This window comes from Paenibacillus dokdonensis (assembly GCF_004916975.1).
Lineage (GTDB): Bacteria > Bacillota > Bacilli > Paenibacillales > Paenibacillaceae > Paenibacillus_AQ > Paenibacillus_AQ dokdonensis.
The window spans coordinates 3,202,245-3,215,371 of sequence record NZ_STGQ01000001.1; the positions used below are offsets into that span (position 1 = coordinate 3,202,245).

Genomic DNA, 13,127 nt, shown 5'->3' on the forward strand with positions numbered 1-13,127 from the left:
AATTCGCCAATACTACTTTTCTTGCACAGACAACTGGCGGATTAGCGCAGGCAGCCAGGAACGAAGCGGCTGGAATTGAAAACCTAAACGTTCCGCCTTGTTCGTATCCATGACCCAGGAGTCCGGCACGCCAAAAGGAGATTTGTTGCTATCCGTGATTTGCTTCGTAATCAAAGCCTTCTTACCGGCTTCCTTCTCAATCCATCCCATCAGTTCGGATAATTTCACATCTCCCTGAGAACGGGCATTGATCGGGCCTTCCACTCGCTGGTTTTTGAGCCAGCTGAGAAAGGCTGCAGCCTCGCCAGACGAAATAAAACACATTTTTGCCTGAAGGTTCGGAATCCCGATGGGCTCCTCCTGCTTCACATGGTCGATATGGAATTCCAGCCGGCCCGTATAATCATCCTCTCCAAGCACAATCGGAAAACGGACCGCCACAGCCGGAAAATCGGCATTTTGGAAAAATACCGCTTCGGCAAGACGTTTGCCTTCTCCATAGGAAAAGTCATTTTTCCCGCCCAAGGTCACCGGGTAAATATAAGGATTCACATCCTTTTCCTCATGCGTGCGGGAAGCAGGCTCGTACACAGATAGCGTGGAAGTCAGTATGTACCTCTTTACTTTCCCCTGGAAAACATCGCAAGCGTCCTGGGCAGCCTGAGGGGAGTAACAGATATTATCATATATCGTATCCCATTCCTTGCCACCTTCAACCGCTTTGGCCAGTGATTCTTTATTTTCGCGATCAAGCTGGATGCGTCCGACTTCATCGCCAAAGCCGTCCTCCGTATTCCCCCGGGTTGCGATCGTCACTTTATGCCCTTCATCCAAAAGAAGCTGGACAAGTCTTTTACCGAAAAAGCGGGTCCCGCCCAAAATAAGTATGTTCTTCATCTATGATCCTCCTTCATTAGATTTCCTGATAAAGATAAATTAATAAAATTCTCTTCGTATTTTACCACAAAAAGCGTGTCTTCCGAATACTCTCGGAAAGACACGCTCATATGAAAATTATGCTCGTCCGCCGCTGCGGAACTTTTGCGTATAGGCTTTGGCGTCATCCACTGTTTTCACTCGGTTCCGGCTCCATTCAAGCAGTATCCGGTCGATATACCTGAAATGCACCTTTCCGGCGAATACAGCTTCTTTCAGCGCCATACGAATAAGCTCATCCGGGTACCGGTCCTGATCCATCCAACCGGAGATCGTCTCGCATTCCATGGGAGACAATGGCCGGCCAAATTCCTTCTCGATGACGATGAACAGATTATGTCCTTCATCCTGATCCAAAGACTCCTGAGGCTTTGGAGGGGAGAGCTGGGAAGATCTGTTCTTCTCTTCGGCAGCTAAGCAGCGCCCCAGTTTCTCGTAAAGACCGGACAGATTATAGCGCTCATATTGAATATTACGCAGCTCATCAAGCTCTTCATCGATACTGATCAAGCCCGCTTTTAACAATTTCTGCAGGCATTGCGCGATCGCTTGGGACGAAGCCCCCATGACTTCCTGGAGTTCTTCCAATGAGGGGAAATCCTTCTGTTCCACCTGCTTGAAAGAAATCAGATGAATCAGCAGGAGCATCTCCTGATCGCTAAGCTTCAGCTTGCGGTAATGTTGGAGCAGGACATACGGTATAATCGCCATGCCCGCTCCCAAACCGGATGAAGCTCCCTCGGCCCATGTCTTCCATTCAGCGCTGTCCATGAGCTTCACCTCTCCTTATCTTATGGGTAAAGACGATACAAGGTACGAGGGAAAGGAATGGTTTCGCGAACATGATCCAGACCGCAAATCCATGCCACCGTACGTTCCAGACCAAGCCCGAAGCCCGAATGCGGTACTGTTCCGTATGTGCGCAGATCCATGTACCATTGATATGTTTCCATGGACAGGTCATGCTCCTTGAAGCGTTGTTCCAACAAAGCCGGATCATCGATACGCTGTGATCCCCCGATAATTTCTCCATAGCCTTCCGGTGCGATCATGTCCGCACAGAGAACCACTTCCGGACGGTTAGGATCTGGTTTCATATAGAATGCCTTAATACCGGCAGGATAATTCGTGATGAAAACAGGCTTGTCGTATTTCTCAGCAATAGCTGTTTCATGCGGAGCGCCAAAGTCCTCACCCCAAGGAATATCGAAGCCTTCTCCTTGCAGAAATTCAATCGCCTCGTCATACGAAATGCGCGGGAATGGCGCTTGAATATGTTCCAGCTTGGAAATATCGCGTCCAACCGCTTCCAATTCCGTTTTGCAGTTCTTCAATACAGATTGAACCACATGACTGATGAACTGTTCCTGAACCTGAAGGCTTTCCTCATGATCTGTAAAAGCCATTTCAGGCTCGATCATCCAGAATTCGATCAGGTGACGGCGCGTTTTCGATTTTTCAGCGCGGAATGTCGGACCGAAGGAATACACTTTTCCGAGTGCCATGGCTGCGGCTTCCATATAAAGCTGACCACTTTGTGTCAAATAGGCATCCTCTTCAAAATACTTCGTATGGAACAAATTCGTAGTTCCTTCAGCAGAAGTTGGAGTCAAAATCGGCGGATCCACCAACGTAAAGCCATTTTGATCGAAAAACTCCTGAACAGCGCGGATAATTTCTCCGCGGATCACCAGAACAGCGCGCTGCTTCGGCGAACGCAGCCACAGATGGCGGTGATCCATCAAGAAATCGACACCATGCTCTTTCGGTGTAATCGGATAATTCTCGGTCAAATGAATAATCTCAAGTCCAGTTACCGTCATTTCATAACCGGATTGGCTGCGCGGCTCCTCACGGATGATGCCTGTAACATATACGGAGCTTTCCTGAGTTAAGCTCTTGGCGTCATTCCATATTTCCTCGGAAACTTCGCTTTTTACGACAACGCCTTGAATATATCCACTTCCGTCACGAAGCTGCAAAAACTGGATTTTACCGCTGGAACGCTTGTTGTTAATCCAGCTGCCGATCGTAACGGTTTCTCCTACATGCTGATTCACATCACGAATCACACTTTTAGTGGCCATGCCTAAATCTCTCCCTTTGCTTTGCTTGCTTGGATTCAGTAAAATCTACGACTTTAATCCCTGGACAATGCGGTTGGTATCCCGTGCAATGACAAGCTCTTCATTGGTAGGAATCACCAAAACCTGTACCTTGGAATTAGCCGAAGAAATACGGCGCGGTTCACCGGAACGGATCTCATTGAGTTCCTCGTCCAGCTCAACGCCCAGATAAGTCAAATTTTCGCATACTTTTTTCCGTAAAACAACCGAATTCTCTCCAACGCCTGCTGTGAATACAATCACATCAACGCCGTTCATTAAAGCTGCGTAGGAGCCAATATATTTACGGAGACGGTATTCATACATATCAAAGGCCAGCTTCGAATTGGCATCACCTTTTGACATTCCATCTGTAATCTCGCGCATATCGCTGCTGATGCCGGAAATAGCGAGAAGACCGCTGTGCTTGTTCAACATGGAGTTCACTTCATTAACCGTCAGTTCTTCCTTGTTCATGACATAAGGCACAATCGCTGGATCCAAATCACCGCTGCGTGTTCCCATCATAAGTCCTTCAAGCGGCGTCATCCCCATGGAAGTGTCGATCGAACGGCCCTCTTTCACAGCCGTGATGCTCGCCCCGTTGCCGATATGGCAGGAGATGATCTTCAAATCCTCAATTGGACGATTCAGGAACTCTGCAGCTGTCTTGCTGACATACTCATGAGACGTACCATGTGCACCGTAACGTCTTACCTTATGCTTGCTGTATAGCACTCTTGGAATAGCATACAGATAAGCATGCTCTGGCATGGACTGGTGGAAAGCCGTGTCAAATACTACTACCTGCGGTACGTTCGGCATATTCGACTCAGCCGCCTTAATCCCCATCATCGATGCAGGGTTATGCAGCGGTGCGAGATCAAACAGCTGACGGATTTTGGTCTTCACATCTCCATCAACCAGCGCGGACTCCCCAAAGTACTCACCGCCGTGAACAACCCGGTGTCCTACCGCATCGATATCTTCCACTGAACTGATCACGCCATGTTCTTTATCCGTCAGCAAAGCAAGAACTTTGCGGATTGCTGTCGTGTGCTCCAGAATTTCGCTAACCTCTGTAACCTCGGCGCGGCCAGACGGCTTATGGGTTACAATGGATGAGTCCATTCCAATCCGCTCCACCAAGCCTTTTGCCAGTACGGACTCATCCCTCATATCGTACAGTTGGTATTTCAAAGAGGAACTTCCTGCGTTAATGACTAAAATTTTCATACCCGGTCACCATCCTTGTCATACTTGAAGAAGCCTTCGCCCGTTTTGACGCCTAAATGTCCTGCGCGCACCATTTTTTTCAATACAATCGACGGACGGTATTTCAGTTCGCCGAATTCACGGAACATGCGCTCAAGAGCAGCCAATACGGAATCAAGACCGAAGCGGTCAGCCATCTCCAAAGGACCGTGTTGGAATTGATATCCAATACGCATAGCATCATCGATATCCTCTGCAGATGCCACACCCTCCTGAAGAATATGTAACGCTTCGTTAATCATCAAACAGATCATGCGGCTGGATACAAATCCTGGTGATTCATAAACCATAACGCCTTTTTTGTGAACGACTTCTTCCACAAAACGCTTGGTTTCGGAAAAGGTTGTATCCGAAGTTTTCAGTCCGCGGATAATTTCTACTAGATCCACTTTACTTACCGGATGAATAAAATGCATGCCAATGACGCGCTCTGGATACATCGTAGTGCTGGCAAGCTCAGTCAGACTGAGTGAAGATGTATTGCTGGCAAGGATAATATGATTAGGACAAACCTGATCCAGCTGGGAAAACACCTGCTTTTTCGCATCCAAATCCTCGGAAATGGTCTCAATAACCATATCGCAAGTGCCAAGCTCAGCAAGATGTACCACCTTATGAATTCTGCCCAAAATTAATTTTTTTTCTGCCTGGGTAATAGCCCATTTTTCGAGCTGTTTGTCCAGACTCATTTCGATCAAAGAATAGGAGTATTCCAGTTTCTCCGGCGATTTCTCAACCAGAAGAACATCAAGACCACGCGCAGCCAGCATCTCTGCGATTCCTTGGCCCATCGTTCCTCCGCCAATCACACCAATTTTTTTAAAGTACATGTTTCTCTTCCACCTTCCTATGGTCACTATTTCCTATATTTATAATGTACCCGATTCTTTGTTTTGTAAGAGAGCACATAGTGACCCAAACTATAATAATAACTTAGCACATGAAAAAAGTAAAAAAAAAGAACCAGCATCACAATTCATGCTGGTAACAGGGAATGTTCATGAAATAGACACCGAAATTGATCGCCTGATAACGTCTCTTCTTTAAGCAGTATATCCAAAGACTGCTCATAGATCGTCCGGCGTTCCTCGAGCATGGTCCGTGTCCGTTTCATCAGGTCTTCCAAAATAATATGGTTTTCTTTCATCAGCTCTTCTTTCGTCACCATGTCCAGATCCACAATACCAAGAGATGTGAGCCCGGATTTCATCATGGTTTGCACAATATTCAGCGCTTGCTCAAAATCATTGCTTGAGCCGGTACTGCGTCCGCCGTAAAATATTTCCTCAGATGCGGCGCCGCCCAAAGCGATCATAATCTGCTCTTCGAGGAACGATTTTGTATACAAATATTGCTCCTGCTGCGGATTATGCCGCACATATCCGAGCGCTTTGCCGCGAGGGCTGAGTGCAACCTGGCTTACACTACCAGGGCGTACGAGCTCTGCCATAATGGCATGTCCGAGTTCATGAATCGCTACGCGTTTTTTCTCTTCGAGTGATGATTCACGGTCTGTACGCTCACCCATCATAACCTTATCGATGGACATCGACAGATGTCTTTGTTCGATTTCCTTTAATCCTTCACGCATGGCATAAATGGCAGCTTCATTCATCACACTTTCAAGCTGGGCACCGGAGAAGCCATAAGATTCCTCGGCGATCTTTTCCAGAACCACTTCGGACTGAAGCGGTTTGTTCTTGGCATGAAGTTCAAGAATATGCTTGCGGCCTTTTTTATCAGGCAAGTCTACTTGAATATGACGGTCAAAACGTCCCGGACGAAGCAGAGCACTATCCAGCATCTCTTTCCGGTTGGTAGCTGCGATAAGCAGAATACGCGGACTTTCGGAAGAATAAATCCCGTCCATCTCGGTAAGCAGCTGGTTGAGGGTCTGGTCATATTCACGCTGCTGTCCGCCCTCGCGTTTGCCGCCGATAACATCAATTTCATCAATAAAAATAATGGCGCTTTGCTTATTTTCCTTGGCAGCACGATTGCGAGCATCACGGAAAAGCTCACGTACACGTCCTGCACCAACGCCGACATACATTTCTACGAACTCACTGCCTGAAGAAGCGACAAACACAGAATCCGTATAATGTGCCGCAGCCTTCGCCATGAGTGTTTTACCTGTTCCTGGAGGGCCTGTCAGCAAAATCCCCTTCAGAGGGCGGATACCCAGCTTACGAATCTCCTCATGCTTGATCAAAAAGTCGAGAGCTTCCATCAGCTCCTGCTTGGCATTATCTTGACCGCCGATTTGTTCAAACGTGAGCTTTTGAGGACCGCTCTTTTTACGTTTTCGCTCTGCCCCTGCGCCAACAGCCAGGCCGCCGCGCATATTGGCTACGAACAGCAGGCCGCCAATCATCAGTCCTGCGATCACGAGCGGAATAATATTAACACCAATGAAAGCAAGGAAAATAAACAATACGGGTACGAATCCAATGAGTACTTCTTTAATCCATCTTGGCATTATTCCCACACCCCTATCTTGGCGGGATCACGAGGCAGTACGATAAATTTGCTGGATGTTCCATCGCTGAGACTGATATATACATTCTTAGTGTCCATCTCCGTTTGGGCTTTGATCCCTGAATCCTTAGCCAGATCCTGCAGTTTCGCAGGAATATCCGTGTACTTTTTATTGTCCATGGCTTCCGCTACCGAAAACATGGCGGAATCCCAATAACGATTCAGCTTGTCGGAGGAATGATCCACAAAATCGAATTTCAATGTGCGGCTCCCTACAACTGACTTACCTTTCGTCGTAATCTGATCGACAAGACCAGATAAATTCGTTTCCGGCTTCAAATCAAGTTTCAAGTTGATCTGATTGCGGTTAATATTAAATTGAGCATTATTAACGCCATTATAGTCCTGGACAATTTTTTGAAGCGGCCCTTGCATGGTTGTCTGCCGGTAAAAGAACCAGCCACCAAACAATATTGCAGCTGAAACAACAACAGTAAGAACAATAGGTATTGGACGCAGTTTCAAACAGTTGTCCTCCTCTCAAAATTGAAAAAAACTAGATTACCTAGTTACATCATACAAAAAATAGACAACCGCGGCAAAGGAGGCTATGGCAGCAGCTTCTTGTCACGGTTATTCAGGCTCTATTCTATCAACATCAAAACAGCCGATACATCGAGCTGCATATCTTATATCTCTTGAATACAAATAAAAGTATATCACATCGTATATATTATTTCGAAGGTAAAGTGTGAAATTATTTAAAATTTTATCCTGTACACACCAAAGAACCCCATTTTTCAATGAGGTTCTTCCATTTTTAGGATGATATTTTACCTATTCGGCAGAGTAAATGGTCCGCCAATACTTTGTCCATCGCTGAAACGATAGAATTGATAGTAATAGTGGTCTTTAGAGCGGTAAAACAGCTGCCAAACATATTCTCCGTTATACGTTCCGGGCAGCAGTCTCATTTTGTCCAAATCCGGTATTTCCTTTTGAATCTTTTCTTTGATCTGGACTTCGGACAAACCGTTTGAAAGCAGCTCCTCATGAACCGCTCCCTCTCCCGACTTGACCTTTCCGTTCTCATCCATCGTCACCCACACCATAATTGGCCGATTCTCTTTATCCAATCCTTCAATAGCCCAGCAGATCGTGTCCCAAACTGATTTCTCTGCCTCGGTCACCTTTACCAGACTGGTATCCTGTTTGGCTTTTAGAATGACCGCAGTTTCTTCTGCGCGGATATCCTGCGTTACATATATGTAATAACGATAAGAACCGAACCCAAGCAGCAGGAGTAACAGTATTCCGAGAAATATCCACGTTTTTTTATTCTTTAACATAAGCTCCCTTTCTGAGGCCCTTCGTCCTTATCGGGACAGAAGACCATCAAAAGCGGCTTGGGCTTCCCGGCGGATCCGCTCTTCGTCCAGCGTCAGACAGGCGCCATGTTTCACAATTTGCTTGCCGTCCACCCAGACATGCTCAACATCCTTGCTGCAAGCGGAGTAAACAGCATGTGAGATGAGATCGGTATGTGGCAGGAAATGCGCCTGATCCGTATTCAGGGCGATGAAATCCGCCTTCATACCCGGAGCCAGAGTGCCCACATTTTTCAAAAAGAGCGATTGAGCCCCATAAACCGTACCCATTTTAAGGGCTTCAGCTGCAGGAACAGCAGTAGGATCGCCGGAGACACCTTTATGGATCAATGCCGCAAGACGCATTTCTTCAAACATATCCAAATTATTATTGCTTGCCGCTCCATCGGTACCCAGCGATACGGTTACTCCTGCTTTGAGCAGGTCTGTTACGCGAGCCACCCCACTGGCCAGCTTCAGATTGCTTCCCGGGTTATGAGAGACAGCAACATGATTAGCAGCCAGAATTTCAATTTCCTCATGCGTCAGATGCACAGCATGTGCCACCAGCGAAGGACGTGAGAACATGCCAAGCTTCTCTAAGTGGGCGACCGGACGAACTCCATAATCCCGGACATTCTGTTCTACCTCAGCCTTCGTCTCGGACATATGGGTATGCATCGGCAGATCCATGTCATGCGCTGCCTGCACAAACTTTTCGATAAAGTCCGGAGGGCAGGTATATGGTGCATGCGGTGAGATCATGGTCGTGATACGACCGTCTGCTTGTCCGTTCCAATCACGCGCAAACGCGATAGCTTCATTCAGCTTATGGCGCTGAACATCTTCTGGACACAGACCAATAACCCCGCGCATAAGTGATGCACGCATGCCCGATTCCTCAACCACCTTAGCGACTTGGTCCATATGGTCATACATGTCCAAGAACGTAGTGGTACCGCCTTTCAGCATTTCCAGTACGGATAGTGAAGTGCCCCAGTACACATCTGAAGATGTAAATTTAGCCTCCATAGGCCACATTTTTTCTTCCAGCCAAATTTGCAGCGCAAGGTCATCACCATACCCGCGCAGCAGTGACATGGCAGCATGACCATGGGTGTTAACCAGTCCTGGCATGAAGAAAAGGTGAGTTCCATCCACGACAGAAACATCGCTTTCGATCTCAGGCATTTTCTCTCCTATATAAGTAATCATGTCATCCTCGATCACCATACAGCCGTGAATCACAGGCTTGTCTGCATCAGAAACAGCAAAGCTTCCGTTCTTAATTACCCATTTATTTGTCTTTATGTTCTCCGTCATCCGCAGAATCGTCCTTTCCATTGTCCAAATAATAAGCCAGACTCAGCAGATCCGTTGTGAAATCAGCCGCATGAATGCGGATGTTCGCAGGCGCCTTCAAGATGGTTGGTGCGAAGTTGAGAATTGCCTCTATACCGGCGGTAATCAACTTATCTGCCACATTCTGCGCTTCAACATCAGGAACCGTAATAATCCCAATACGGATGTTCTGGCTTTTGATCGTGTCACTAATTTCATCCATCGACTGAACCGTTAAGGAGCTGATGCGCGATCCTACCTTTTTGGGATTCTCATCAAATACAGCGACAATTTTGATATTTTCCCGAAGGTACAAGTTATAATTCGATAGCGCGTGGCCCAGATTACCGGCTCCAACGAGCACGGCATTAATCTGCTGGTCCAGATTCAGGATATGGCGAATTTTCTCGATCAGGTACGATACATCGTAACCAATCCCCTTGCGGCCAAAATCCCCGAAATAAGCCAGATCCTTACGAATCTGGGCAGGATTCAAATCCAGCTTTAGTCCGAGCTCCTGTGATGATACTGTGGATACCTCACGTTTATTCAGATCATTCAAGTATCTTAAATACACAGGCAATCTGCGGACAACCGCTTCGGATATTTTCTCCGATTTCATGCTTGCTCCCCCTATTTTTAACAGCTTAATTTATATACATGTTTTTCAGTCATTTGATTCGGACGCTCGGCCCTCATGAAGCCATTCGGATATGCGAGGAATCATTTTTTCAGTAATCATATGTTCCATTTTGGGTCCTGGCAATGAATATAGGAAGTACTTGCCGTAATAGGATTCAATCACGCGCGTATCGTATACAATAACAATTCCACGATCATTTGCCGTACGAACCAGCCGACCAAAGCCCTGCTTGAAGCGAATAACCGCCTGCGGCACAGAAAGCTTCATAAACGGATTTTTCTTCTGCCGCTGCAGCAGTTCGCTTTTTGCCTCCACGAGCGGATGGTTCGGCGGCTGGAATGGCAGCCTTACAATAGCCAAACAGGTCAAGGCTTCTCCCGGAATGTCCACACCTTCCCAGAAGCTGCTTGTACCGAGCAGTACGGAAGCGCTGCTGTCTTGAAATCTGCGGATGAGTTTGGTGCGGCTGCCGCTGTCAACGCCCTGTCCCAATACGGTTATATCGCTGCTGGCAAGAGCATTTTTGAGTGGTTCATGAACCTGCCGCAGCATGCGGTAAGAAGTAAACAGCACCAGCATTCGTCCGTGAGTGGCAACCGCAGTATCAGCCAATGACTGTACCAGTGTATTCACAAATACTGCATCACCGACACTTCCCTTTACACTTGGAAAATCACGCGGAATCACCAGCAAAGCCTGATCCCGGTAATTGAACGGAGAAGGAAGCTGCACAGAGACCAAACGTCCGTTTTCCTGATCCTCTTGCAATCCCAGATTATCAATCATGTACTGGAATGATTTATCCACAGACAACGTGGCAGACGTCAATATGACGCTTTTTTTCTTATCAAAGAACAAATCCTTGAGCTGCTTGCTTACATCGACTGGAACGGCGTACAGCTGGAGTGACTTGCTCCGGTAATGGCTGCTGGCTTCCATCCAGTACACAACGGTCTCATCATTAAGATTCATGAAGAAACGAAGATCATCCCGCTCGACTGCCAAATCCTTAAATAGACCACTTAGATCCGTGATCAGGCTATCTGCGCTGTAATCGTCTTCATCCTCCTTGTACTCCGCAAGCATTTTCTCCCCGCGGCGCACGATTTCGCTGATTTTAACATGGTTTTGGTTTTCCAGCCCTTTGAGCGTCTCCCATTCCTGCGGCCATTTGCCGGGCTGCAAACGAAGTACAAACTGACCGGCATCACCAGGTGCAGCATCATTACGCTCCGGAATGAGGCTAAAGAGAGATTCGCTCAGCTTATCCCAGTTCTCTTTGACATCGACCAGATCCTCACTGATGCGATCGATCGCCGCAATCCAGTCTCCGGCGCGCTCCTGTCCCGAAGACTGAAGCTGCTGGCGAAGTGTTGGAAGTTGACCGCTGCGGCCATCCTTATACAGGCGGGTAAGCGTGTGAACCACACTGAAATACTTCATATTGAGTCCGAGATGCTTGCCTGCTACATCTTCCAAATGATGCGCTTCATCAATGACAAGACGTTCATATGCTGGGAGAAGCTGATGGCCTGCCTTCACATCGGTGAAGAGCTTGGAGTGGTTCGTAATGACCACATCCGCGATCCCTGCTTCATGCTTCGCCCGATGATAATAACATTTGCGGAACCATGGGCAGCCGCGTCCGAGACAGGAATCCGAATCACTGCTTACAGTTTCCCAGAAGTCACCGCCACGCCCGCCGAGGTTCAGCTCTTCATCATCCCCATTTTCAGTTTGGGCCAGCCAGACGATCATCTGTGCTGCCGTTATCGTGTCTTCCTTGGGATTAAAGAAGTCTCTTCTGTTTATTTTATGTTCAAATTTTCTCAAACACAAATAGTGTTGTCTGCCCTTAAAGACAGCGGCTTTGAAGGGAAACGGCACGACCTGTGTTAATAGGGGCACATCCCGTTCACGGAGCTGTTCCTGAAGGTTAATGGTATGCGTGCTGACCATCACTTTTTGCTGCTGCTTCACGCTTTGATATATGGAAGGAATCAGGTAACCCAAAGATTTACCTGTGCCCGTACCTGCCTCAATTAATAGATGCTTGTCCTGATCCAGGGCATTCATCACTTCTTCGAACATAATCGACTGTGGTTCACGCTCTTCATACTGGGGCATAATACCTTTTAGCCGCTTCTGAATCTCACCCAGATATTCTTTGAAATCGACTCCTGAAAGTGGATTATCATCCGATTCATCTCTCGGCGGCTTCATTTCAGTCCAATCATCGACAGCAAGCGCCAGTTGGCGGTAAAAGGTATGGCTGTTCAAATCCTGTATCGGCTCTTGTTCCTTTTGTTGACAGAGACCGTCGAAAAACCAGCCGAGGTCACTGTCTTCCTCTGCAAAAAGCTCACTTAAGCGCTGCAAAGTTATCAGAGGCAGACCATCCAGTTCATCCAGACATTTTAACAATACATAGGCTGTAGCTAATGCATCGCTATCGGCTTGATGCGGATGATCATGCTTTATTTGAAAATGCGCTGACACCTGACTCAATTGATATGAAGTCAGGGACGGAAAACATATTTTAAGAAAATCCAGCGTGTCCAGAATCCGGCCAGAAAACGGCAAATATCCACTGCTGTCCAGCGCATTCTGCAGAAAATTGAAGTCAAAGGCGACGTTATGTCCTACAAGAATGACATCATCCAGCAGAGGAACAAGCTCCATGAGCATCTCCTCCAGCGAAGGAGCATCTGCAACATCCGCTTCCGTTATGCCTGTCAGACCGGTAATAAAAGGCGGAATTTCGACACCAGGTTTCACATAGGAACCATAAACACGGGAAATCGTCAAATCTTCTTCTATGATGGCAAGTCCAACTTGAATAATTTCATCGGCGGACTGGTTGCCTGTCGTTTCAAAATCCAGTACGGCAAATTTCATGATTTATGTTTAATCCTTTCATTCCAGTCTCATTACCAGCATAACAGAAGATTTCACATTTGAAAATTAAGTGACAACAAAAAG

Annotated in this window: 11 protein-coding genes; all 11 read right to left on the reverse strand. The window is 47.1% G+C overall.

Annotated elements, in window-relative coordinates:
- Positions 1–12: 12 nt before the first annotated feature.
- The 11 genes from E6W40_RS14765 to dinG all read right to left on the reverse strand — a co-directional run bounded on the left by E6W40_RS14765 (position 13) and on the right by dinG (position 13,043).
- Positions 13–897 (reverse strand): NAD-dependent epimerase/dehydratase family protein, encoded by an 885-nt coding sequence (locus E6W40_RS14765; protein WP_136606144.1) that lies wholly within the window; start codon positions 895–897, stop codon positions 13–15.
- 117 nt (positions 898–1,014) lie between these two features.
- Positions 1,015–1,707 carry a DnaD domain-containing protein gene (locus tag E6W40_RS14770; protein WP_136606145.1) on the reverse strand — a complete coding sequence of 231 codons (693 nt, stop codon included), beginning with the start codon at positions 1,705–1,707 and terminating at the stop codon, positions 1,015–1,017.
- A gap of 20 nt (positions 1,708–1,727) precedes the next feature.
- Entirely contained in the window at positions 1,728–3,023 is a 1,296-nt protein-coding gene (gene asnS, locus E6W40_RS14775) for an asparagine--tRNA ligase (RefSeq protein WP_136606146.1), read from the reverse strand.
- A 45-nt stretch (positions 3,024–3,068) separates the two neighbouring features.
- On the reverse strand, positions 3,069–4,277 hold the full coding sequence (locus E6W40_RS14780) for an acetate/propionate family kinase (RefSeq protein WP_136606147.1): 1,209 nt from the start codon (positions 4,275–4,277) through the stop codon (positions 3,069–3,071).
- Positions 4,274–5,146, reverse strand: a complete 873-nt coding sequence (locus E6W40_RS14785) for a 3-hydroxyacyl-CoA dehydrogenase family protein (RefSeq protein WP_136606148.1) — start codon at positions 5,144–5,146, stop codon at positions 4,274–4,276. The genes E6W40_RS14780 and E6W40_RS14785 overlap by 4 nt, the downstream gene beginning before the upstream one ends.
- A gap of 146 nt (positions 5,147–5,292) precedes the next feature.
- The gene (locus E6W40_RS14790) at positions 5,293–6,795 is read right to left on the reverse strand and encodes an AAA family ATPase (RefSeq protein ID WP_136606149.1); all 1,503 of its coding nucleotides are present in this window, start codon (positions 6,793–6,795) and stop codon (positions 5,293–5,295) included.
- On the reverse strand, positions 6,795–7,319 hold the full coding sequence (locus E6W40_RS14795; RefSeq protein ID WP_136606150.1) for a hypothetical protein: 525 nt from the start codon (positions 7,317–7,319) through the stop codon (positions 6,795–6,797). Before E6W40_RS14795 ends, E6W40_RS14790 begins: the two co-directional genes overlap by 1 nt.
- 308 nt (positions 7,320–7,627) lie before the next feature.
- Complete coding sequence (locus E6W40_RS14800; protein ID WP_136606151.1) at positions 7,628–8,143, reverse strand: cell wall elongation regulator TseB-like domain-containing protein; 516 nt, start codon at positions 8,141–8,143, stop codon at positions 7,628–7,630.
- Positions 8,144–8,170: 27 nt separating this feature from the next.
- Complete coding sequence (locus tag E6W40_RS14805; protein ID WP_136607016.1) at positions 8,171–9,472, reverse strand: amidohydrolase; 1,302 nt, start codon at positions 9,470–9,472, stop codon at positions 8,171–8,173.
- The gene (locus E6W40_RS14810) at positions 9,459–10,124 is read right to left on the reverse strand and encodes a redox-sensing transcriptional repressor Rex (protein WP_136606152.1); all 666 of its coding nucleotides are present in this window, start codon (positions 10,122–10,124) and stop codon (positions 9,459–9,461) included. Before E6W40_RS14810 ends, E6W40_RS14805 begins: the two co-directional genes overlap by 14 nt.
- Before the next feature lie 45 nt (positions 10,125–10,169).
- Positions 10,170–13,043 carry an ATP-dependent DNA helicase DinG gene (gene dinG, locus E6W40_RS14815; RefSeq protein ID WP_136606153.1) on the reverse strand — a complete coding sequence of 958 codons (2,874 nt, stop codon included), beginning with the start codon at positions 13,041–13,043 and terminating at the stop codon, positions 10,170–10,172.
- Between the last annotated feature and the right edge of the window lie 84 nt (positions 13,044–13,127).

Bases quoted from the DNA above. Each gene is read 5' to 3' on its own strand.
- E6W40_RS14765 (WP_136606144.1), bottom strand. From the start codon at position 897: ATGAAGAACATACTTATTTTGGGCGGGACCCGCTTTTTCGGTAAAAGA.
- E6W40_RS14770 (WP_136606145.1), bottom strand. From the start codon at position 1,707: ATGGACAGCGCTGAATGGAAGACATGGGCCGAGGGAGCTTCATCCGGT.
- asnS (WP_136606146.1), bottom strand. From the start codon at position 3,023: ATGGCCACTAAAAGTGTGATTCGTGATGTGAATCAGCATGTAGGAGAA.
- E6W40_RS14780 (WP_136606147.1), bottom strand. From the start codon at position 4,277: ATGAAAATTTTAGTCATTAACGCAGGAAGTTCCTCTTTGAAATACCAA.
- E6W40_RS14785 (WP_136606148.1), bottom strand. From the start codon at position 5,146: ATGTACTTTAAAAAAATTGGTGTGATTGGCGGAGGAACGATGGGCCAA.
- E6W40_RS14790 (WP_136606149.1), bottom strand. From the start codon at position 6,795: ATGCCAAGATGGATTAAAGAAGTACTCATTGGATTCGTACCCGTATTG.
- E6W40_RS14800 (WP_136606151.1), bottom strand. From the start codon at position 8,143: ATGTTAAAGAATAAAAAAACGTGGATATTTCTCGGAATACTGTTACTC.
- E6W40_RS14810 (WP_136606152.1), bottom strand. From the start codon at position 10,124: ATGAAATCGGAGAAAATATCCGAAGCGGTTGTCCGCAGATTGCCTGTG.
- dinG (WP_136606153.1), bottom strand. From the start codon at position 13,043: ATGAAATTTGCCGTACTGGATTTTGAAACGACAGGCAACCAGTCCGCC.